General features: G+C 42.3%; 25 protein-coding genes. 23 read left to right on the top strand and 2 right to left on the bottom strand.

Annotated elements, in window-relative coordinates; genetic code table 11:
- Window positions 1–86: 86 nt before the first annotated feature.
- Entirely contained in the window at window positions 87–329 is a 243-nt protein-coding gene (locus ACY8D0_RS00850) for a hypothetical protein (RefSeq protein ID WP_462408627.1), read from the bottom strand.
- A gap of 353 nt (window positions 330–682) precedes the next feature.
- Here ACY8D0_RS00850 and ACY8D0_RS00855 point away from each other — a divergent pair, with 353 nt between their 5' ends.
- The 3 genes from ACY8D0_RS00855 to ACY8D0_RS00865 all read left to right on the top strand — a co-directional run bounded on the left by ACY8D0_RS00855 (window position 683) and on the right by ACY8D0_RS00865 (window position 3113).
- Window positions 683–1930, top strand: a complete 1248-nt coding sequence (locus ACY8D0_RS00855; protein ID WP_462408628.1) for an MFS transporter — start codon at window positions 683–685, stop codon at window positions 1928–1930.
- A gap of 113 nt (window positions 1931–2043) precedes the next feature.
- Window positions 2044–2583, top strand: a complete 540-nt coding sequence (locus ACY8D0_RS00860; protein ID WP_462408629.1) for an HD domain-containing protein — start codon at window positions 2044–2046, stop codon at window positions 2581–2583.
- Window positions 2584–2609: 26 nt separating this feature from the next.
- Window positions 2610–3113, top strand: coding sequence for a GNAT family N-acetyltransferase (locus tag ACY8D0_RS00865; protein ID WP_462408630.1), 504 nt, complete (start codon window positions 2610–2612; stop codon window positions 3111–3113).
- A 29-nt stretch (window positions 3114–3142) separates the two neighbouring features.
- On the opposite strand, the gene ACY8D0_RS00870 is transcribed toward ACY8D0_RS00865, so the two are convergent.
- The gene (locus ACY8D0_RS00870) at window positions 3143–3925 is read right to left on the bottom strand and encodes an alpha/beta hydrolase (protein WP_462408631.1); all 783 of its coding nucleotides are present in this window, start codon (window positions 3923–3925) and stop codon (window positions 3143–3145) included.
- Window positions 3926–4171: 246 nt separating this feature from the next.
- On the opposite strand from ACY8D0_RS00870, the gene ACY8D0_RS00875 reads away from it, so the two are divergent.
- From ACY8D0_RS00875 to ACY8D0_RS00970, 20 genes are all read left to right on the top strand, one after another.
- On the top strand, window positions 4172–5419 hold the full coding sequence (locus ACY8D0_RS00875) for a cation:dicarboxylate symporter family transporter (RefSeq protein ID WP_462408632.1): 1248 nt from the start codon (window positions 4172–4174) through the stop codon (window positions 5417–5419).
- A gap of 305 nt (window positions 5420–5724) precedes the next feature.
- Window positions 5725–6762 carry a GGDEF domain-containing protein gene (locus ACY8D0_RS00880; RefSeq protein ID WP_462408633.1) on the top strand — a complete coding sequence of 346 codons (1038 nt, stop codon included), beginning with the start codon at window positions 5725–5727 and terminating at the stop codon, window positions 6760–6762.
- Between the two features lie 179 nt (window positions 6763–6941).
- Entirely contained in the window at window positions 6942–7352 is a 411-nt protein-coding gene (locus ACY8D0_RS00885; RefSeq protein ID WP_462408634.1) for a vWA domain-containing protein, read from the top strand.
- A gap of 245 nt (window positions 7353–7597) precedes the next feature.
- Window positions 7598–7765, top strand: coding sequence for a hypothetical protein (locus tag ACY8D0_RS00890; protein WP_462408635.1), 168 nt, complete (start codon window positions 7598–7600; stop codon window positions 7763–7765).
- A gap of 162 nt (window positions 7766–7927) precedes the next feature.
- Window positions 7928–8785 carry an ABC transporter permease subunit gene (locus ACY8D0_RS00895; protein WP_462408636.1) on the top strand — a complete coding sequence of 286 codons (858 nt, stop codon included), beginning with the start codon at window positions 7928–7930 and terminating at the stop codon, window positions 8783–8785.
- A 1-nt stretch (window position 8786) separates the two neighbouring features.
- On the top strand, window positions 8787–9797 hold the full coding sequence (locus tag ACY8D0_RS00900; protein ID WP_462408637.1) for an ABC transporter permease subunit: 1011 nt from the start codon (window positions 8787–8789) through the stop codon (window positions 9795–9797).
- 506 nt (window positions 9798–10303) lie between these two features.
- Window positions 10304–11056, top strand: coding sequence for a nucleoside phosphorylase (locus ACY8D0_RS00905; protein ID WP_462408638.1), 753 nt, complete (start codon window positions 10304–10306; stop codon window positions 11054–11056).
- A 15-nt stretch (window positions 11057–11071) separates the two neighbouring features.
- Window positions 11072–11677, top strand: coding sequence for an ECF transporter S component (locus ACY8D0_RS00910; protein WP_462408639.1), 606 nt, complete (start codon window positions 11072–11074; stop codon window positions 11675–11677).
- A gap of 33 nt (window positions 11678–11710) precedes the next feature.
- The gene (locus tag ACY8D0_RS00915; RefSeq protein ID WP_462408640.1) at window positions 11711–12478 is read left to right on the top strand and encodes an energy-coupling factor transporter transmembrane component T family protein; all 768 of its coding nucleotides are present in this window, start codon (window positions 11711–11713) and stop codon (window positions 12476–12478) included.
- Entirely contained in the window at window positions 12475–13320 is an 846-nt protein-coding gene (locus tag ACY8D0_RS00920; RefSeq protein WP_462408641.1) for an energy-coupling factor ABC transporter ATP-binding protein, read from the top strand. Before ACY8D0_RS00915 ends, ACY8D0_RS00920 begins: the two co-directional genes overlap by 4 nt.
- Entirely contained in the window at window positions 13317–14114 is a 798-nt protein-coding gene (locus ACY8D0_RS00925) for an energy-coupling factor ABC transporter ATP-binding protein (protein ID WP_462408642.1), read from the top strand. Before ACY8D0_RS00920 ends, ACY8D0_RS00925 begins: the two co-directional genes overlap by 4 nt.
- Window positions 14115–14775: 661 nt before the next feature.
- Entirely contained in the window at window positions 14776–15222 is a 447-nt protein-coding gene (locus ACY8D0_RS00930; RefSeq protein ID WP_462408643.1) for an Lrp/AsnC family transcriptional regulator, read from the top strand.
- A 15-nt stretch (window positions 15223–15237) separates the two neighbouring features.
- On the top strand, window positions 15238–16299 hold the full coding sequence (locus ACY8D0_RS00935; RefSeq protein WP_462408644.1) for a M42 family metallopeptidase: 1062 nt from the start codon (window positions 15238–15240) through the stop codon (window positions 16297–16299).
- Window positions 16300–16351: 52 nt separating this feature from the next.
- Complete coding sequence (locus ACY8D0_RS00940) at window positions 16352–17200, top strand: M55 family metallopeptidase (RefSeq protein WP_462408645.1); 849 nt, start codon at window positions 16352–16354, stop codon at window positions 17198–17200.
- Window positions 17201–17230: 30 nt separating this feature from the next.
- A complete protein-coding gene (locus ACY8D0_RS00945; RefSeq protein WP_462408646.1) occupies window positions 17231–18157 on the top strand; it encodes an ABC transporter permease in 927 nt (308 codons plus the stop codon).
- Window positions 18158–18159: 2 nt separating this feature from the next.
- Window positions 18160–19104 carry an ABC transporter permease gene (locus ACY8D0_RS00950; protein ID WP_462408647.1) on the top strand — a complete coding sequence of 315 codons (945 nt, stop codon included), beginning with the start codon at window positions 18160–18162 and terminating at the stop codon, window positions 19102–19104.
- Window positions 19105–19117: 13 nt separating this feature from the next.
- On the top strand, window positions 19118–20137 hold the full coding sequence (locus tag ACY8D0_RS00955; RefSeq protein WP_462409911.1) for an ABC transporter ATP-binding protein: 1020 nt from the start codon (window positions 19118–19120) through the stop codon (window positions 20135–20137).
- Window positions 20134–21087 carry an ABC transporter ATP-binding protein gene (locus ACY8D0_RS00960; protein WP_462408648.1) on the top strand — a complete coding sequence of 318 codons (954 nt, stop codon included), beginning with the start codon at window positions 20134–20136 and terminating at the stop codon, window positions 21085–21087. The genes ACY8D0_RS00955 and ACY8D0_RS00960 overlap by 4 nt, the downstream gene beginning before the upstream one ends.
- A 22-nt stretch (window positions 21088–21109) precedes the next feature.
- A complete protein-coding gene (locus tag ACY8D0_RS00965) occupies window positions 21110–22738 on the top strand; it encodes a peptide ABC transporter substrate-binding protein (RefSeq protein WP_462408649.1) in 1629 nt (542 codons plus the stop codon).
- Window positions 22739–22915: 177 nt separating this feature from the next.
- The gene (locus ACY8D0_RS00970) at window positions 22916–23281 is read left to right on the top strand and encodes a DUF3899 domain-containing protein (protein WP_462408650.1); all 366 of its coding nucleotides are present in this window, start codon (window positions 22916–22918) and stop codon (window positions 23279–23281) included.
- The last annotated feature ends 1 nt before the right edge of the window (window position 23282 follow it).

The following is a 23282-nucleotide window of genomic DNA, read 5'->3' on the forward strand; positions in this document are numbered from 1 at the left end:
TAGTAAATCAACATTATCGTTTAACAGATCAAATAAAAAGGAAAATGGGCCAGTCTTTACAATGGACATTTTCCTTTGCTGTTTCTTTATGGCTGAGGATCAAAAAATCCCAAAGCGTATCTTACTGCTTCATGGATATCCTTCGTTTCGTAGGCCGTCAGGTCGTCAAATGATATCTGCATCTTGACCCCTTCTAGGTCATAACCGCTATCCAGGTCAATATTTAACACAACATCATAACCTTCCTCACTTACACGGGTATCTAAAATATTAAATGTCCGAATCGAACTGCCTGTTTGATAGTCAATCGGGCCCAAAGTATCTGCCATTCCAATCACCCCTTAAGATTCTAAAAGCACGGTTATAATTGCCTCTCATAGTTTATCCTGACGGGACAGTGGTATGCATGAATAGCTTCCATCCCAATTTAACAAAAAGTGTAAAAATTTCTTGAATCTTCTATCCATTTACAGTAAGATAGAACTACATTTCATTTCGGAAGGGTGACGAAAAAGCCAATGATCAACTAGTCCTATTTGAGAAGCTATTCGTATCATGACGAAAAATTTTCTGGATAGGATTGGTTTGAGCTTTTTTATATGAAAGATTTCCGTATGATATTACGACTTCTTTCTGCGCTCATTTTCCTCCTTTCCAGATTTATGGATAAGGAGGTTTTTTTATGGAAAAAGCTCAAGCTGACATTTCCGTGGGTACTTTATTCCGCAACCGGGTCATTCAAACCATTTTGCTTTCTACCCTTTTCCTGCAAATTGGCATCTGGGTAAGAAATTACTCGGTCTTACTATTTGTTGTTGAAAAGACGAATGAAAACCCGGTCGCGGTATCGCTGATTTCTGTTGCTGAGTTCGCCCCCATCTTTTTATTTTCGTTTATCGGGGGAACCTTTGCTGACCGCTGGAAGCCAAAACGGACGATGATTTGGTGTGATTTCTTAAGTGCCGTCTCTATTTTTGTGGTGTTGCTGACCCTCGTGTTTGGCAGCTGGAAAGTCGTATTCTTTGCCACGCTTGCCTCTTCGATTCTGTCGCAATTTTCCCAGCCTTCGGGAATGAAGCTGTTTAAACTGCATGTAAAAGAAGAATTGGTCCAAATGGGAATGTCGCTCTATCAAACGCTGTTTGCCTTGTTCATGATCCTTGGGCCGGTGATTGGAACGTTTGTCTATCAGCAATACGGCATCGACGTTGCGATTGCGATTATGGGAATTGCCTTCTTGCTGTCAGCAGGGATTCTATTCCGGCTCCCGCCTGATAAAGCACAAGACGAAAAACAAGAAGATTCAACCGTTATGGAAGAAATGAAGGCAGGCTTTCGTTATGTATGGAACAGCCGGCCGCTGACATTGCTTGGAGGGTGTTTTGCCGCATCCGGGTTGGCTTTGGGGCTGACGCAGCCATTAACCGTTTTTCTCGTTACGGAGCAACTTGGTCTGCCAAAAGAGCAAATGCAATGGCTGATGATGGCATTTGGGGTTGGAATGATTTTGGGCGGTGGGATTACGGTGGGAATGGCGAAAAAAATTCCGCCGCAAATCCTGCTTGCCATGGGGATGACGGTAAATGCCATCGGTTTCCTGATCATGGGATTCTCGGAATTGTTCTGGCTTACACTCTCCGTTGAATTTATCTGCGGAATCTTTATGCCATGTATCCATATTGGGATTAATACCATGATTTTGAAAAACACAGAGGCTAACTTCATCGGACGGGTAAACGGAATTCTTAATCCCGTCTTTATGGGAACGAACGTTATCACGATGACAATGAGCGGCTGGTTAAAACAGACGTTTTCACTGGTAACGATTTATGAAACGTCTGCCGTTCTGTTTATTGTCGGTGTATTATTCCTTGTCCCTTTGTTTAAAGGATCGCTTTCTCCAGTAATGGAAAAGGGCGAGAAAGTATAATACGTTTGAGGAAAGGGGCCGCTAGCAGCGGCTCCTTTGCTATTAATTAAATTCCATACCGGTCAACACCAGATGTTACAATAAAGGTGGTAAAGTCATAAGGAGGGATTCAAATGGATTTGATTGATAATGCGCTTCAATTTGCGGCCAAAGCCCATGCCGGGCAGTGCCGGAAAGGGACGGATATCCCGTATATTTCCCATCCGGCCGCTGTTGGCATGCTATTATTGAAGGCTGGCTACAGCGATCACCTAGTGGCGGCAGGTATCCTGCATGATACCGTTGAGGATACTCCTGTTACCTTGGAGGACATCAGTCAAGAATTCGGACCTGAGATTGCGGCTATCGTGGAGGGGTGCTCCGAACCGAATAAGTCGCATTCCTGGGAACAGAGAAAACAGCACACGATTGAATTTTTAAAGTCGGCATCCCATGACATAAAAGCGGTGGCCTGTGCGGATAAACTGCATAATATCCGTTCCATTTCAGACGACTTCTTACAAAATGGAGAAGAAGTATGGACCAGGTTTAAACGCGGAAAAGATCAGCAAAAGTGGTATTATACCAACATCGTAAAAAGCTTGAAACATGAAGGATCATTTCCTTTGGCAGAGGAGTTGGAGAAAGAGGTCAACCAGCTGTTTCATACATAAATGTAATAAAGAAAGGGGAATGCAATTTGGAAATCAGGCGTCTGTATGCAGCCGATGCGGATACTTATTGGGATCTAAGATTAGAAGCGTTAAAACATAATCCAACGGCGTTTTTAACTAGTTATGAAGAAGCGCTCGCCAGGGAGAACCCGGTAGAGCAAACGGCCCGAAATCTAGCACAAGAAGATGCCTATACATTTGGGGCGTTTGAGGGGGCGGCGCTGATTGGGATGGTCACGCTCACACAGGAAAAGGCACCCAAAATCCGGCATTGCGGAAATATTGTTGCCATGTACGTGACTCCTGAAAAACAAGGTTTGGGAGTGGGGTCTGCTTTACTGACAGAAGCCATTGGTTTTGCCAAATCATTGGGGGCTATTGAAAAATTAAATCTAGTCGTTACAGAAGGCAATCAAAGTGCAAAAAGACTCTACAGTAAATTGGGTTTTAAAGTATTCGGGCGCGAGGAAAAAGCTTTAAAAATCGATGAAGTGTATTACGACGTTGAACTAATGGTGCTTCATTTATAATAAAAAATGGGAGTGGAAACAATATAGTTTCACTCCTTTTTCAATTCATCACCAAATAAATAAGCCAACATGGCAGGAATTCTTTCCTTAAAGAACTTATAATGGTGCTCGGCGTCGTCAATCTCTATAAATCGGCTATTGCTAATTTTGCTGTTCACAATTTCGTAAACTCTTTTAGACAAATAAACAAAAAGTTCACTTTCTCCCGCATTGTCCGGTACTTCCCTTGTTCCGATGTCCATATAGAACTTTTCAATGGCGGAAAGATCTGAACCGTTTAATAATTTCTCGATTTCTTCCTGGTTGCGATAATAGGCTGGAGAAAAGACAGCTATTTTTCTAAAAATCTCAGGATACCGGCAAGCAGCAAAGGTACTGATCAGTGCACCTAAAGAGATTCCTGACATTGCCGTCTCGTCCGGAAGTGTCCGGTACTTTTCGTCCATAAGCGGCTTTAGTTCATTCACGATAAAATCTAGATAAGCCTCGCCTTTGCCTCCTAGAGGACAATCAAATCCAAGAATTTCCTGGCTTAACGGGCCATGTCTCCATGGACAATATTCATTGATTCGTTCTTGGCTATTTTGGTCAATTGCTACTACAATTATGTTCATGCGGGTATCATCCAAATATTGCTTCATGCCAAGGGAGACCCCGTTGATGGCACCTTCGTCTTCAAACACGTTTTGTCCATCGTGCATGTACAAAACGGGATAATGTTTGTCATCCGTTTTATAGGTTTTGGGGAGGTATACTGTTATTTGCCGATCTTGTTCAAGAGACTTCATATAGATAGGAAATTTCTCTAACATGCCGCACCTTCCATTCTGAATCTTTTAAACTATTTGTATAGTATTATAATACCCTAAGATATCCTTATTTCCAAAGCATTATAGGAAATTGGAATGTATTTCAGATTGATTATCCCATTGATTATTATTAAAATTATTCTAGTATCACATTAAAATAGGAGTAATAGGATATTTACTATTATTTTCATATAGGATAAAATTAGAAATTAAATTGTTTTATCATCATAGAAAAAAGGAGAGGTGTAAATGAAAAGAATTAGCCTAGCCTGGCAAATTTTTATCGGTTTAGTTCTTGGTATTGTTATTGGCGGGATATTTTACGGAAATCCTCAAGTAGCCGAAATCCTGCAGCCAATTGGAAATATTTTTATCCGTTTAATTAAAATGATTGTCGTGCCGATAGTCATATCCAGCATTATCGTTGGTGTGGCCGGTACGGGTGACATGAAAACGTTAGGTAAACTCGGCGGAAAAACCCTGCTATACTTTGAAATCATTACGACGGTTGCGATTGTCGTCGGCCTCCTGGCAGCCAATCTGTTCCATCCGGGAACAGGAGTCGATATGTCTCAATTAACGAAAACGGATATTAATACGTATGTAGAGACAGCTGAAACCACACAGTCGCACTCGAAAATCGATACCTTTGTCAATATTGTCCCTACGAATATTATTCAGTCATTAGCCAACGGTGATATGCTTGCCATTATCTTTTTCTCAGCCATGTTTGGACTTGGTGTAGCAGCTATTGGGGAAAAAGGCCAGCCTTTAATTCAATTTTTTAGAGGCACTGCTGATGCTATGTTCTATGTCACAAACCAAATTATGAAAGTAGCGCCTATTGGTGTATTTGCGCTAATCGGGGTGACCGTATCCAAGTTTGGTTTATCATCATTAATACCTCTTGGGAAATTAGTGTTAGTCGTATACGGTGCCATGATTTTCTTCATCATCGTTGTACTGGGCCTTACAGCAAAGATTGTCGGCTATAACATTTTCAAGTTGTTGAAGTACTTGAAAGACGAATTATTATTAGGCTATTCAACCGCAAGTTCGGAAGCCGTTCTTCCAAGAATTATGGAAAAAATGGAGAAAATCGGCTGTCCGAAAGCCATTACTTCATTTGTCATTCCGACTGGCTATTCCTTCAATCTTGACGGTTCTACCCTTTATCAGGCAATCGCTGCGTTATTTATCGCGCAAATGTACGGCATTCACATGAGCATTACCCATCAAATTACATTGGTCCTTGTGCTGATGGTCACTTCGAAGGGTATAGCGGGTGTCCCAGGGGTTTCCCTTGTTGTTCTCTTGGCGACATTAGGCAGTGTCGGTATTCCTGCGGAAGGCTTGGCCTTTATTGCCGGGATTGACCGTATCCTCGATATGGCCCGCACGTGCGTCAACGTTGTAGGAAACTCTTTGGCCGCTATCGTTATCTCGAAGTGGGAAGGACACGATCTTAAAGACAACTCAGAAGAACAGGCAGCATAAATATAACAAAACCAGGTGCTTGATACAAACTGTATCAGGCACCTTTTTTTAGGCTTTGTTAAAGACTATCGCTGCTTTTTGACTCTGCTGATTGGAGTTTTTATCCTATTTTACCTAAATAAAGAGGAGGTACTTTTAGCACACAAAACAAAAAACAATGATATGAAAATTTATCCAATTACAGTACAATAATAATAGAATACATAATTTTTATAAAAAGGGAAATTTCGGTAGTAAATATAAACTGTTTGTCATATGAAATGCACCCAGGTCAAACGACAATGAATAGTCGGGAGAGGGAGTCAATGGCAAGATCATTAAAATCGTTTGCTGAACTGAAAAGGTTGATTTATTTATGGGTTCTGCCAATTTTAGTATTTTCGCTTCTTTCAAACAGTATTCTGGAAAATTTATTGTTTCAACCTAAGCTCACTGCCATCATAAACTTTGCCATGATTGTATGGTTCACAGTCAGCTGGGTTTTATTGGTTTTAAATCGGTTCACAGCCATGGTTGAGTACTCGAATTTATTATTGATTAGTATCTATCATGTCTCAAAAGTCGCTACAACCATTTATTACAGGATTGTTCAATCCGGCGGGGGAGAACTGGGGGATTTCATTGTCTGGATGCCCTTGTATATATTGTTTATTTTTTTTACGCTAGGGCAGAAACGCGGCCTTTATTTTTCTTTGGTCATTTTTATTATTACTCTATCAAACGGCCTCCTATATATTGGCCGGCTGCCGGCTGAATCAGTGGACTCCTTCCTTCAGTTTTATATTGCAACCTTGGTATATATTATTGTTCTTTTCTTTGCCCAGCATTTATTTAAGGTGTTCACCGAAGTGGAATTAGTAAAAAGGCATGCCTTTCTTGATTCATTGACCGGCATTGCCAATCGTCATCAAATTGATGAATGGCTGGAAAAAATGACAGGAGACGCGGAAGTCACAGGGAAGCCGTTTTCCATTATCTTTTTTGATATCGACCATTTTAAGATGGTGAATGATCGATTTGGCCATAAAACCGGGGATTCGGTATTAATTGAATTTGCCAGTCTCGTCCAAAAGAATTTGCGGCAAGGGGACATGTTTGGCCGCTGGGGCGGCGAAGAGTTTATCTTGATAACAGAAAGCTGTGGAGGTGATGCCCTTCAATTAGCAGAACGTCTAAGAAGAATCATTGAGGACTATTCTTTTACTGAAGCGGGGGCACTGACAGCCAGTTTTGGTGTAGCGGAGTATCAGCCATTCGATAATATTGATATGTTATTAAAACGTGCCGATGAAGGGTTATACTTATCCAAAAATTGCGGCAGGAATAAGGTGATGGCTTTTTAGGTGTTAAAAGGACGTTACCGCTAAAAGTGCCATAAATCTAATGTTCCCGTTTTAGCCAAATATATGTTGTTTGCTTTGTTTCAAAATTCGGTCAATGTGATAATTATCCATTTATATTCCTTCATGGAATGACTTAAAATAATATCGCTCGCTCATTCCAAACAAGGGGGAAAACGGTAATGAAATGGCATATGCGAATCCTTTCAATGATTCAAGAACGCCAGGATAAAAAGGTGGCATTAGCGGTCGATACATCCACCAAGGAAGCACCCACCATTTTAATTAACAATATTGTCACGTTGTTTGAAAAAGTAAAACCAGACACCATCTTGGTTCAAGCCGATTTCAAAATAAGAAGTATCACCCCTGTCAAAAGCGATACTATTACCTACCATAACCACGGGAAATCTTCCTATACATTAGTGCTTGAGTGGGCAAAGGAAGAGAAGATTGATACATTGTTTTATATCACAGATGTAACTGGCTTTTTACCTGAGGATTTGGAGAAAGTGGATTTTGAGCTGTTCTGGCTTGTTTCCGGTAAGTTCATGCCGAAGATCCCATTCGGAAAAGCAATTAAAGTAGCGTAATTAGCAGCAGGTAGTCCCCCTGAAACGACAGGGGGATTATAGTTATAAGATTTTACTTTGGGAATTGTCCACTCCACAAGGAAAGCTTCGGAAGCATAGGCATCAGAAGAACAAAAAGCGTTAGCTTTTTGGAGGAGACTGTCGAGCGCTGACCAGGGAGCTTATGCTTTTCTTGCAGATTCATTGAAAGCCCAGGATTTATCGGTAATGATAGTGGTAAATAGTTTAAGAAAGGGCGCTTGAGGATGAATCTGTTTTTTTGGTTTCTTAAGTTTATCTGGCTGGTTGGTTTAATTGTGATTGGCAATCAAGTTTCCGCTGCCATAGGCATGTGGTCCATACCTATTTGTATTGCTGCCTTCTTGGCGGGGAATGCCTTGATTAACAGATGGTTTGGCAAAAAGAAACAATAAAACCTCTAATAAATCAAGTAGTGTCGTGCTTTCCTGACGGGGAAGCAGAGTCTATTAAAAAAAGTGATTTTTTCAAAACAGTGAAACTATTACTACCAACTTTACGACTATATAAAAGAGGGAAAATCTGTAAAAATAAAAACGATGAGGTAAACGCGTCATATGAAGATGGTGACATTTCTCCGAAAATTGCTGGCCTTCATTTTGCAGTGCCTGTTTGCAGTTGAAGTACTCATTCTCATTACAGTATTACCGGTTTTATTTGATAACATATCCTTTCATTTCTATGACTATGTCCAAGCTGTTTTTGACCTGAATGTAAAAGTGTTCACCTTTGGCGATTTTACAACCGTTGACCAAAAGAACTCCTTGTTTCCCATCATCTTTATAAAATACTGGGATTCCATGAAAATGTTGGCTATGGGAGTTGTGACAGCCAGTTTGATTGCTTTTGCGATTTCGTATCTGGCGTTTCTGTTTTTTAGGAACAGGCTGAAACAATTGAAAAATTTCCTGGAAATTGCTGAGTCAATCCCCGATTTAATGCTGATTCTGTTGCTGCAATTATTTGTGATTATCGTATATAAGCAGACGGGAATTAAACTGGCACATGTCGTGACGGTCAGGGAAGAAGCCATCCTTCTGCCGGTTATTTGCTTAAGTGTTCCCATCAGCTTTTACATAACCAAAGTCATGATTCATGCCATTGAGGAGGAATTAGAAAAGCCATACATTTTGCTGGCCAAAGCCAAAGGTCTGCAGTTCTCCTATATTTTAAATGTCCATGTGTTAAGAAATATTGCCGAGGGGATGTTCGGGACCTCCAAAACTATTCTTTGGTCGATGCTGTCAACTTTATTGGTGATAGATTACTTGTTTAATATGAATGGTTTGCTCCGCATTATGTTAACCTACTCCGATCCTTTTTTTATCGGCTGTATTTTGATTTTCATTCCTTTTTTCCTTGTTTTTAGGATTTATGAGTGGATTAGTTTTAGTAAGAGAAAGGAAATCCAATAATATGCTGATATTCTTATTAAAAAGGAAAAGGTTCCTCATTAGCGTCCTTTTTCTGCTATCCCTCTTCATTGGGAGTATTCTCAATACGGTTTTTAATGACGGAGAAATCAGGCAGACGATGGTTCAGGTGGATGATACGGGAAAAATCATTGGGAAACCACCCTATCCGCCATTTTCTGTTTATCTCCTAGGGTCAGACATTTATGGCTATGATTTGGGGCATAAGATGGTGGAGGGCGCAAAATGGACAATCGGGGTTGTGTTAGTCGTAACGTTTTTTAGGATGTTGCTATCACTGATCTTAAGTTTCCTTGTTTACTCGCTGCCCAATCCGATTTACAGCGGGATGAAAACATTGTTTGAGCCATTTTCCGTGGTGCCGCAAACGATTATCGCCTATTTTATTCTCTACAGCGTTCTGTGGATGACAATCGATGGGTTTGCCAATCCATTTTGGCAGCGGGCCTTATTTGAGACGCTTATTCTTGTCATCATCGCCATCCCCAACTTAACCATCCATATTTCTTCGGAAATCAGGCTGGTGTTGAAGGAAGAATTTATTGAGGCCTCCAGAGTGCTCGGTTCTGGCAGGACGTATATATTTTTCAAACATATTGTGCCCCACGTGTATGAGAAGTGGATTTTACTATTTGGCCAGCAATTCATTCAAACTTTGCAGTTATTGGCCCACCTGGGTTTTATGCTGCTGTTTTTCGGGGGGACCTATGTCCCTTATGGAGCCCCGAAAGAGGAAGCCCCACATTCCGTTTCCTTTGAATGGTCCGGTGTCATCGGCGGTGAGGTCAGTTATCTGTATTCCTACTCGTGGGTCGTTCTGGTTCCGATTGGCTTCTTTATACTAACGGCTATTAGTGTTGCGTTTATTAATGATTCCATCAAAGCCTATTTCCAGAGCAAAACCGCTGTCCAGCTCAAAAATAATCGGATGGAACAAGGGAGAGTTCCAGAAAGTGTGTTTACGGCTCCCAAACGAATTGGCTCGAAGTTGTAAAGGCATGAATACAAAAAAAAGACGGTCCTGGACCAACAGTTGACATTTGTCTTTGCAAAAGGACAAATTTTTTTTGCCTAAAAGCCAAAAAAAAATAGATTGGTGCAATCACCAATCCAATTATGGGAAGTCTTAAGAAATGAGTTCAATAAACTTATTTCCTAATTAAGTTACTTTTATAGTAAGAAAGACTTGTGTAGAAATTATAGGCAAGTTATGTGGAAGTTATGAAGATTTGATCGTGGCAAAAAAAATAGATTGGTGCCGGCACCAATCAAAATTATGGGAAGTTTTAAGAAATGAGTTCAGTGAACCTATTTCCTAATTAAGTTACTTTTATAGTAAGAAAAATTTATGTAGAAATTATAGATTACTTGTGTGAAAGTTGTGAAGATTTGATAAAAAATCAATACACATGCCTCCACTATTTGGTAATATTATCATATAGACAAGCTATTATCATACGAAATAATTAGCCAATTCTACGGAAAAGGAGCATAAAATAAATGGAAACAAACCTGCAGCCGCATATCCGACTAGGAAAAGAGACGGGAATTCACTATGCGCTATTGCCGGGTGACCCTGGACGCGTATTGGAAGTGGCAAAATTCTTGGACGATGCGGAAGAAATCGCCTGCAATCGGGAGTATCGAAGCGTGAAAGGAAGCTATAAAGGGATACCGATATTAGTCACCTCGACTGGAATTGGTGGAGCCTCTGCCGGAATTGCCGTGGAGGAATTAAAAAATATCGGTGTAAATGTCATGATCCGGATTGGCTCAAGCGGTGCCTTACAGCCGCACCTTAAACTAGGGGACTTGATTATTGCTTCCGGTGCTGTCCGAAATGACGGCGCTTCCGCGGCATATATAGAGCACTCTTATCCGGCAGTGCCCGATACCCAATTGCTGTTTCACACGGTAGAAGCGGCCAAGCGGGCAAAAGTAAATTTTTACACAGGTATTGTCAGGTGTCATGACAGCTTTTATACTGATAAAGAGTCAGAGATTGACCAGTTCTGGTCGGAAAAAGGCGTGCTGGCAGCCGATATGGAAACAGCTGCCTTATTCGTCATCGGCGGCTTACGCGGAATGAAAACCGCTTCGATCCTAAATGTTGTAGTCGAAAAAGAAGGTGATTTGGAAGGGGGAATTAACGATTACGTTGAAAAGGAAGCTAAAAGCAAACACGGGGAAGAGCTTGAGATTTTGACAGCTTTAGAAGCAATCGTTTCCTATCATTCTAGTTTAAAAGATTAAAAGGGGGTTTTACAGATGAAAAATCAAAGCATGTGGTCATTACGTTTATCAACAGCTTCTTTGGTTCTTATTCCGGTGGCAGTAGGTGTAAACTACATTGGAAAATTGCTCGCGGGTTTATTAAAACTTCCATTATGGCTGGACTCCATCGGAACGGTGCTTGCGGCGATGCTGGGCGGCCCGATTGTTGGAGCCCTTGCTGGTGCGATTAACAATATCATATATGGGTTAACGGCGGACCCGATTTCGTTTGTTTATGCGATTACCAGCGCCGGCATCGGCTTGGTTACAGGAATCTTATTTTACAAAGGCTATATTTCCAGTTGGGGAAAAGCGCTTGTAGCGGGGATTATCATTGGACTCGTGGCTACCATTGTTTCCACACCGCTTAATATCGGGTTCTGGGGAGGGCAAACAGGCAATGTATGGGGGGATGCCTTATTTGCGGCAGTATTGGCCAACACAGATTCCACTTGGCTTGCCTCCTTACTGGATGAAGTGGTCGTCGACGTGCCAGACAAACTATTAGTCGTGTTAATCAGCTATGGTATTTTCAAGGGATTGCCAAGAAATATTGTTCAATTATATAACAATCATGATCGGGTAGAAACCCTTGATTAACCCTCTTTTTGAAGCGAAAGACGGTGAAGCCATTTGAAATCCATCGGTTTATATGCCGAAAGGAACTCTTTCGTGCATGATATCGACCCGATTACCAAACTAATCTATATTGTATTTGCTATCTTAATCCCGATTATCCTGCCATCTTATTCAATCTCTTTTATCTGTGTAGGGATTAGTTTGCTGCTGCTTGCTTTTGCAAAAGTACTGCTAAAAACCGTCCCTGTGTTTAGCTTTGTTTTCCTAGTGCTTATCACGGTTGTGATCATTCAAGGGCTGTTTAAACCTGAAAACGAAACCGTCCTGTTTGAAATCGGACCTGTCACCATGTATCAAGAGGGGCTGTTGTTTGCCTTAACGATTACACTCCGGGTCATCAATATTGTCAGTGCCTTCATGATTCTCATCCTGACAACCAAACCATCAGAGTTAGTGGAGTCGCTGGTCCGCAAGGGCATGTCGCCACGGATTGGCTATATGATTGTTTCCGTTTTTCAAATCATTCCGGAGATGATGGCGTCTGTCAGTACGATTACCGATGCGCAAAGAGCCCGGGGAATGGAGACGGAGGGAAATTTACTCATCCGGGTCAAGGCATTTTTGCCATTGATCGGTCCAGTAGTGTTAGGCTCGTTGATCAACACGAAAGAACGGGCGATGGCCCTTGAGGTCAGGGGCTTTAATTCCCGGGTTCCCAAAACTTTTTTACATGAAGAAAAAATCAATCCTTATAGTAAACTCATTCAACTCCTGTTCTTGCTAGGGATTGCCGGTGCTGTCGTGTGGAGGATCCTATCATGAAGAAAATTACGGTGGAAAATCTAAAATATAAATATCCTTTATCTGAAACCCTGGCACTGGACAATGTTTCATTTTCCATCAACGAAGGGGAGTTTATTGGAATTATCGGACGTAATTCAGCAGGTAAATCCACCCTGTGCCAAGCGCTTGTCGGACTCGTTCCCCATTTCTACAAAGGGGCATACGGAGGCAAAGTGCTGGTGGACGGGCTTGAAGTGAAAACCCATTCGATTACGGATATTTCCCTCAAGGTTGGCATGGTTTTCCAAAATCCGTTTACACAGGTAACGGGGTCCAAAATGACGGTGTATGAAGAAATTGCCTTTGGGTTGGAAAATAGCGGTATACCAAGGGCGGAGATGATAAAGCGAATAGATGAAGTGCTAAAGCTTTTTAAAATTGGACATGTGAAGGATCATAATCCTTTTGATTTATCGGGGGGACAAATGCAGCGGATGGCGATTGCGAGCATCATTGCCATGAGGCCAGAGATTTTAGTCCTCGATGAACCTACTTCCCAGCTTGATCCAGGAGGTTCCGAGGAAGTCTTTCAGGCAGTTCAAGGTTTAAAAACTCAGGGGATTACCATTATTATGGCGGAACATAAGATGGAAAAAGTGGCCCAGTATTGTGATCGGGTTCTCCTTCTTGATCAGGGGAAAGTAATCGACTTTGATACACCCGCAAAGATTTTTTCAAGGGACGATCTCGAATCCTTTGGAGTCACAGCTCCTGTTTATACAAGGGTTTGCAAGGGAATGGGCGTAAAAAACAAAGGGATGGAAACTTACCCTGTTACCCTGGAGGAAGCGGAAGCGGCATTAAAGGAGATGAGACGATGATTAAGGTAACCAATCTCTCTTTCTCCTATAAAAAAGATGAAGGTGCTCCTGTACTACGTAACATTGACTTGGAGCTTGACCAGCGCTCCACTGCCATCATTGGCCAGAATGGCGCGGGGAAAACCACTTTCGTCAAATTGCTGAAAGGCCTGTTGAAACCTGATACAGGACAGATTGCCATGAAAGGTCAGGACATCAAAGGGAAAACGGCAGCCGAACTGGCCCGGACAATCGGGCTTATTTTTCAAAACCCGAATGATCAAATTTTTAAACGAACTGTCCTGGATGAAGTATTGTTTGGCCCGCTAATCATCAGGATGGAGCAATCCAAGGCAAGGGAAAAAGCCCTTGAGGCGCTAAAAATGGTCGGACTGGATGGTCAGTTGGACACCAATCCCCACGATTTAAGTTTATCAGAAAAAAAACTTCTATGTATTGCTTCCGTCATGGTGATGGATACCGATATAATCATTTTTGACGAGCCAACGATTGCCCAGGACAGCCAGGGGAAGGAAAGAATCAAACAGATTATCCAAACGCTTAAAGAAAAAGGCAAGCTTGTTATGACTATTATTCACGATATGGATTTTGTCGCCAACAACTTTGAACGGACAATCGTCTTTAATGATGGAAGGATACTAGCAGATGGGCCAACACGTGAGGTTTTTGCAAAAAAACAAGCCTTAGTTCAGGCAAATGTCGAAGCGCCTTATATTACCCAACTGGCCGACAAGCTAGGATTTCCCGGCACAGTCCTTACGATTGACGAATTCATAGCCAAGGTTCATTCCTAAAGTTAGTTAATGGAAAATAGTGGAATTAAAAACAACATCCTGTTGAGCGAATGGCCCGATCAAGCCATTCTCAGACTGGGTGTTTTTTTATGTATTAGAAAGTATATCTGGTCTTTGAGAATTGCCCAGCTCCAGCTCCAGCGCCCTAGCGCCTAGTGTCGTTCACTCTCCGCCCTACGATAATTCAAGCACGAATGCGCTCCGCTCTTCGTGTTTCCTTTATCCCGTTCAACGGGCAGTAGATTCTCAACTGCCCGTAAGAACCCGATTGGTTCAACTAACAATCAGCGAGAAAAAAGATCGCTGATTGAAGTTTCACCTTATCTCAGTTGGAGAGCTCCACAAAGGAAAGCTTCGGGAGCATAAGCATCGCACGAAGAAAAAGCGTTAGCTTTTTCGAGGAGGCCATACGGCGCTGACCAGGGCGCTTGCGCTTTTCATTTGAAAATGAAAGCGTATGCAAAATATTTTAATTAAAAAAATATTTCTGAAAAGTAGTAAAAATAGTTGCAATATAGAAGTTATTTAACTATAATAACTCTTAAATTCCTAATTCAGATAATAAAGTAAAGTCTGAATAATGTAATTCGCCCGATAACCTCAATTTCACTACTGTGATGAGGAATAAGTTGGAAAAATCAGACCGAAATGAGGAAGTGACTTGAAGTACGAGTTGGATGAACTGGACAGGGGGATAATTCAGCGTCTCTCAAAGGATGGAAGAGTCTCCTTTACTGAAATTGCCTCGAATTTAAATGTTTCAGAGAAAACCATTCGGCTGCGATATAAAAACCTGTTGGACAACGGAATTATTGAAGTTGTCGGTGTAGTGAATCCTGCAGCCATCGGTATTAAATCCGGTGCAATCATACAAATCAAGACTGCCCCTCAACGGATTATGCAAGTTATTGAGGAATTGAAAAAGTTTAAGGAAATCCGATACATTACCATGACATCCGGACCCTATTCCCTGCTTGCCCAAATCGCTGTTCCAAACCAGGAAGATATAACCGACTTATTATACAAATTGAATGAGTTACCTTTTATAACTGAAATGAATACGACCATTCAGATGGATGTATTCAAAAATACATTCGATTACTTTTAAAGGTGGGGGTTCGACATGTTAGAAATTCTAAAAACATTGACAGGGCTGTCAGGTCCATGCGGTTACGAGCATTCGGTTTCCTATTTTCTTAAGGAATATTTACAGGAGAAAGCCGATCAAGTAACGATTGACCCGATTGGCAACGTGATTGCCAGAAAAAAAGGCGACAAGCCAGGACCTGTGGTGTTATTAACCGCCCATATGGACGAGGTTGGATTTATTGTTAAAAAGATTGAGCCGAATGGCTTATTACGTTTTGAAAAGCTAGGTGGAAACGATGACCGGATTCTCTTGGCCCAGCCGGTAAAGGTAATGGGAACAGACGGGATTATTCCTGGTGTGATTGGTACAATATCTGCCCATTATGCGAAATTTGACGAATCTTCGAAGGTAAGAAAACATAGCCAGATGTATATTGATATCGGTGCTGCTTCTAAAGAGGAAGTACTGGAAATGGGCGTTGACATTGGGACACCGGTGACATGGGGAACAGAATTCCAAGTAATCGGACCTAAGTCAGCACCAAGATACCGTTCCAAATCATTGGATGACCGGGCAGGCTGCGCAGTCCTCCTGCAAACCTTAAACGAACTGGAAAATGAGTCCTTCTCCGGGGAACTGATTTTACTTTTTGCCGTGCAAGAGGAAGTCGGTTTAAGAGGAGCCAAGACGGCTTCAGAGCATTTGGATGCGGATGCAGCAATTGCCGTGGATACAACTGCCGTGAGTGATACGCTGGAAGAAACCATGGACCAAAGTTTGGCGCTTGGAGCAGGAACGGGCATTAAAGTCATGGACTTTAGCTTAATTGTACATAAAACCATGAAAGACCTGCTCATTAGCTTGGCTAAGAAGAAAAATATTCCGTATCAGCTGGAAGTCTTCACAGGAATCGGCACAGACGGAGGCGCCGTCAATTATGCGAATAAAGGAATCCCGACAGGAGTCCTATCTATTCCATCACGTTATGCCCATTCTCCGGTGGAAGTCGTCGATGCGGGGGATCTTGAAGCAACAAAAGAATTACTCAAAGCGTTTATTTTAAATCTTCATGAGGGTCAAACGTTTCCTTTTTAATAGACTCATAAGATAGTCGAGTTACATTTTTAAAAAAATTGGGGGTTTTGTTATGAAAATATTTATCTCAGCCGATATGGAGGGCATCTCAGGAGTTGCCACCAATCAACAGCTAAAAACAAATTCCGAGTATCAGAGATTCCGTAAATTAATGACCGCCGATGTGAATGCCGCTATAGAAGGGGCTTTTAATGGGGGAGCAACTGAAGTGGTCGTTGCAGATGGCCACGGCAACATGTCTAATATTTTAATAGAGGAACTCGATCCCCGAGCCCGATTGGTCTCCGGAAGCAACCGTGTCATGTGCCAATTAGAAGGACTCGACGAATCCTTCGACGGCATCATGTTCGTTGGCCATCATGGCAGAGAAGGCGGTTCCGATGTAACAGTCATCAGCCACACACTGGCCGGCATTTGTATCAATGAAATGAAAATCAACGGCAAAGTAGTCGGAGAAACCGAAATGAACACCTTGGTTGCCGGAGCATTCGGGGTACCTGCCATCTTCATCAGCGGTGATGATGCGTATGTTCGGGAAGTCAAAGAAACATTGCCCGAGGTGGAAGCGGCGGTAACAAAACGAGCGGTAGACCGGTTTGCTGCAGAACTGCTCCATCCAGAAGTAGCCCGTGCAGAAATTCGAACGAAAGCGGAAGCGGCTGTTAAAAAAGTCAAATCCTTAAAGCCTATTACATTCGAAGGGCCAGTTACCTTTGACATTGAATTGAAAGGTCCGCAGCAGGCAAAAATGACGACCACACTTCCAACGGTGGAATTAACAGGACCGAAAAACATCCGTTTCACTTGTGAGGATATTGTAACAGCCTACAAGCATATGTGGGGCTGCGCTATTATTGCCATGACAGCCACTAATGGCGTGTTAGGATCAGTAAATGCATAATTTCTTTTAAAAATATAGGAGGTGAATGGAGTGTATATCATCAAAAGAATACTCATGATGCTGTTAACGATTTGGGTCATTATCACGTTAACCTTTGTCATTATGAAAAGTATTCCAGGCGATCCATTTGCTTCTGATGCAAATGTATTGCCGGAACAAGTGCTCGCAAATATTAGAGCAAAGTACCATTTAGATGAGCCTCTCCCGGTTCAATACGTTTTATATATGAAAGACCTCGCCAAGCTCGATATGGGACCGTCGATTAAGTCGGAAACAAGATCGGTTAACGACATCATTTCCGCCGGGATTCCAGTCTCCTCAACCCTTGGGATTCAAGCACTGGTGATTGCTCTCGTTTTTGGTTTGATGTTAGGAATCATCGCTGCGCTCTATCATAACCGGGCCATTGATTTTGTGGCCATGTTGATCGCCATTCTGGGGATATCGGTCCCAAGTTTTATATTGGCACCGCTGTTAATCAAGTACTTCGCGGTAGAGTGGCATATGCTTCCGGTTGCTTCGTGGGGAACGTGGGATCACACTGTCCTTCCATCGATTGCCCTTGCGTTATCGCCTTTAGCGGTTATTGCAAGGTTTATGAGGTCGAGCATGATTGATGTCATGAACCAGAACTATATCAAAACGGCGGATGCGAAAGGATTATCTACCGTTAAGATTGTCCTGAAACACGGCATCCGAAATGCCATCCTTCCGGTTATTACCTTTATTGGCCCGCTGGCCGTTACCTTAATTACCGGAACGTTTGTTATTGAAAAGATCTTTGCCATTCCTGGTTTAGGTAAATATTTTGTTGACGGAATTTTCAACCGGGACTATCCGGTAATCATGGGAACAACCATTTTTTACAGTACGGTTCTAGTCGTGATTCTTTTCCTCATCGACATCTCGTACCGATTGATTGACCCAAGAATTAAATTATCAAGTGGGGGGAACTGAGGATGCAGACAAATTCAATGGAAAACAATCTGTTTAAACCGGTTTCTCCTGATAAAAAAGCTTCAGAAACAATTCAGCGTCCTTCTTTAAGCGCATGGAAGGAAACGGTTTTAAACATTTTGAAAAATAAGCTGGCTGTATTGGGAGCCTCGCTGTTAATCATCATTATCTTCTTTGCGATCTTCGGTCCATTAATGGTGAAATACGGTCCTACTAGTCAAGACTTATTGAATTCGAACATGGCACCTGACGGGAAACATTGGTTCGGAACAGATGATTTAGGGAGGGATGTTTGGGCAAGAACTTGGTATGGTGCCCGCGTGTCTCTTACGATTGGAATCATCGCCGCTTTAATCGACCTGTTGATAGGGGTTACGGTTGGCGGGATTGCCGGCTATATGGCAGGCAGGAGCAAACTGGGTGACAGAGTGGACACGATTATCATGAGGATCGTCGAGATTCTTTATGGTATCCCATATTTACTAGTCGTCATCTTGTTAATGGTGATCATGGAGCCTGGGATTACAACCATTGTCATTGCCCTGTCCGTAACAGGATGGGTGGGTATGGCCCGGCTAACACGTGGACAAGTTCTGCAATTAAAATCACAGGATTATGTCCTTGCAGCTGAAAAATTGGGTACATCCCATGCGAAGATTATTCTTCGCCATCTCATTCCAAATACATTGGGAATCATTATCGTTAATTTAACGTTTACCATCCCTCAAGCCATTTTTTCTGAGTCCTTCTTAAGCTTCCTTGGACTTGGCGTTCAAGCTCCATTCGCCAGCTGGGGAACAATGGCTAACGATTCGTTAGGGGTTATTTTAAGCGGTCAGTGGTGGCGCTTGTTCTTCCCGGCATTTATGATTTCACTAACCATGTTTGCCTTTAATGCCTTTGGGGATGGACTGCAAGACGCATTAGATCCGCGAAATCGCAAATAGGGGAGGTGACATGATGTCTCATTTACTAGATGTAAAAAACCTGGAAGTTAATTTTAAAACCTATGGCGGCGAGGTAAAAGCCGTACGGAATGTTTCGTTTCATGTAGATAAGGGAGAAATTGTCGCCATCGTAGGCGAGAGCGGCAGCGGAAAAAGCGTAACCGTTCAATCGATAATGGGGTTAATTCCAACTCCTCCCGGAAAAATAAAAAATGGACAAGTTCTATTTGATAATAAGGATCTTCTCAAACTATCAAAACGGGAGTTCCAAAAAGTAAAAGGTTCAAAGATTAGTATGGTCTTCCAAGACCCCATGACGTCACTGAACCCAACCATGAAAGTGGGCAAGCAAATTGAAGAGGGACTGATTGTCCACCAGCATCTTAGTAAAGCGGATGCGAAAAAGCGGGCCATCGAAATGATAAAACTGGTCGGCATTCCGAATCCGGAAGAACGTTACAGCCAGTACCCTCATGAATTTAGCGGCGGTATGAGGCAGCGGGTCATGATTGCCATTGCCCTTGCCTGCAATCCGGAACTGCTGATTGCCGATGAACCGACAACCGCATTGGATGTAACCATTCAAGCCCAAGTTCTCGATTTGATGAAAGACCTTCGGGATAAAATGGATACCGCAATTATATTGATCACCCATGATTTGGGTGTGGTAGCCGAGACGGCGGAACGTGTCATGGTCATGTACGCAGGCATGATGGTCGAAACCGGAACGGTGGAAGAAGTGTTTGCCAACCCGAAACATCCGTATACATGGGGGCTGATGGCCTCAAGGCCAGACCCGCAAGCAGATGGAAAAGAGCGTCTTGTTCCGATTGAAGGTTCTCCACCGGATTTATTTTCACCGCCAAAGGGTTGCCCTTTCGCGCCGCGATGTCCTTATGCGATGGAAATTTGTCTGGGTGAAATGCCACCGGAATTTGAAGTCGAAAAAGGCCATACAGCCAAATGCTGGCTAAATGACCCTCGTGCATCTATGGCTCAAGAGGAAATTGCAGCAGGGAGGGTTCAAAAATGAGTGATACACTGCTCCAAGTAGATGGATTAAAAAAGTATTTCTCCATAGGCAAGGATCAATCGGTTAAATCCGTTGATGATATATCGCTGTATATTAAAAAAGGCGAAACATTCGGCTTGGTAGGAGAAAGCGGAAGCGGAAAATCGACGCTCGGAAAAACAGTAGTCGGCCTTCAAGATCCGACTGAAGGAAAAATTATTTACAATGGCGTTGATGTTTCCACTTTAAACAAAAAGGAAAAAAGCATTGTTAACAGGGAAATGCAGATTATTTTCCAGGATCCCTACGCTTCCTTAAACCCGAGAATGCGCGTTGGTGACATCATTGCGGAAGGAATCGATGCCCATGGCTTAGCCAAAGGGAAAGAGCGCCAGGAACGGATTTATGACCTGCTTGACCGTGTAGGCCTAGTGCCAGAGCATGCAAAACGCTACTCCCATGAGTTCAGCGGCGGGCAGCGCCAGCGGATTGGTATTGCCCGGGCCTTGGCTGTCCAGCCGAAATTTATCGTGGCAGATGAACCAATCGCCGCTTTGGACGTGTCCATCCAAGCACAGGTGGTAAACCTTTTGGAGGACCTGAAAGAAACAGAAGGATTAACTTACTTATTTATTGCCCATGACCTTAGTATGGTTAAGCATATCAGTGACCGGATCGGGGTTATGTATTTAGGAAAAATGATGGAGCTTGCAACCAGCGATGATCTATTCGCAGAACCGCTTCATCCATACACTCAAGCATTATTATCGGCGATTCCGGTTGCGGATCCAAGAGCCAAACGGAGAGAACGGATTGTACTTGCGGGAGACCCGCCAAGCCCCGTTAATCCGCCAAGCGGTTGCCGATTCCGTACAAGATGTCCGCATGCCATGTCTATTTGTTCCGAGGCCGCTCCAGAATGGAAAGAAGTAAAGGCCAACCATTGGACTGCATGCCATCTATATAATTAACCATTTAAAGGGAGGAACAAAAATGAAAAAGTGGTTGTCTGCCATTGCAGCATCGCTTGTGATCAGTACTGCGTTAGCAGGCTGTGGAAGTGATAATGCAGATAAAGCTTCTGGCACTAAAGACAGTGCTAAAAACGTTAAGCAAGAACTGACTTTAAACGCCATCTCAGAACCACCGGCACTCGATCCGGCGATGGCAACTGATACAACTTCCGGCTGGGTGTTGGATCACATTTTTGAAGGCTTATACAAAAAGGATGAAAAAGGAAATGCTGTTCTGGGAACTGCGAAAGACGTAAAAGTTTCCGATGATGGCAAGACCTACACTTTTACCCTTCGTGATGATGCAAAATGGTCTGATGGGACAGCTGTAACTGCACAGGACTTCGAATATGCATGGAAACGTGTATTAAATCCTGAAACAGGAAGCCAATTTGCTTTCTATCTTTATTACCTAAAGGGTGCTGAGGACTACAACAAAGGAAAAGGTACTGTTGATAATGTGGGCGTTACAGCGAAAGATGACAAAACACTTGTCGTTGAATTAGCTGCACCACTTAGCTATTTCAAAGAACTTTTGACCATGTGGACATTCTACCCTGTTAAAAAAGACCTTGTGGAAGGCAACAAAAACTGGGCAGCAGAATCTGATGGCTATGTATCAAACGGACCATTCAAAATGTCTGAATGGAAGCATGACAGCGATGTTGTCGTTGCGAAAAATGAAAAATACTATGATAATAAAAATATTAATTTAACAAAAGTTACCTGGAAAATGGTTCCGGATGCAACAACTTATTATCAAATGTACAAAACTGGCGAGCTTGATTTAATTCAAACATTGCCAACAGACGTAATCGATCAAGAGAAAAGCAGCAAAGAATACAAAAATGTTCCTTATTTCGGAACTTATATGTACATGTTTAACGTAAACAAAGCACCATTCACAAATGCGAAGATCCGCCGTGCGTTTGCTATGGCGATTGACCGTGAAACCTTAACAAAGAATGTAACTAAGGCTGGAGAAATCCCTGCATATGCATTCGTGCCAAGCGGCGTTAAAACAGCAGATGGAGATTTCCGTAAGGATGGCGGATCCTACTTCAAAGAAAATGTTGCTGAAGCCAAAAAATTGCTAAAAGAAGGTATGGAAGAAGAAGGCTGGACTACTCTTCCTGATGTAACCCTATTATACAATACTGCTGAAAACCATAAGAAAATTGCTGAAGCAGTGCAAGAAATGTACAAAAAGAACCTTGGCGTCGATATTAAACTAGAAAACCAAGAGTGGAAAACCTACTTAGATACGACCGCACAAGGCAACTTCCAAATGGCTCGTATGGGCTGGATTGGCGTATTGCTTGACCCGGCTGTAATTCTTGACTACTACCTTGGGGATAGCCCGAACAACCGTACAGGCTGGGTAAATGAAAAGTATGACAGCTTAATGGCACAAGCCAAAACAGCGCAAACACAAGAAGAGCATTTCAAATTATTACATGATGCAGAAAAAGTATTAATGGATGAACTTCCATTCGTTCCGGTATATCACTATACCAATACTTTCTTGACTTCTCAAAAATTTGATGGCATCAATTATCCTTACAACCGTTATCCGGATGTAAGATATGCAAAAAAAGTTTCTGAGTAAGAAGAGTTGCCCTTTCGGGGGAAGCATCCTCTATCAAAGATTTACATCTTAAGATTTTCATAAACTGATAGATCATAACAAACAGTTGCAAGCAGACGGGAGGCAGAGAAACTCCTGTCTGCTTATCCATTTTTGTCATAAGACTATAATGGCTGTACAACAGGAAGGATGGGAAAGATGAAAAAATTGATGGTTTTTCTTTTGTTCATCATGATGTGGATAGGAGTTAAAATAGCCTCAGGGATTTCTTTGGTTGATTGGATTAACCAGTCTTTCTTGGTTGGGATTATCAGTCTATTAGTTTGGGCAATGATGGTTATTTTTCAATCGGGCTTTTTATCATTATTTTTTAAAGGCTTTCGAATCATCGGTACAATGATGGCTCCGAAACCGAGAGCTATGGAACGGACTGACCGTTTAATAGAAGAGGACCATGGCTATCAGTCTTTTAAAAAGTCACTAACGACTAAACTTTCGCTTTTGACGTTTCTGATTGGTTTTAGTTCCATTATTGTCTCGATATGCGGCCTTATCGTATATTAAA

Source organism: Neobacillus camarae, assembly GCF_054950115.1.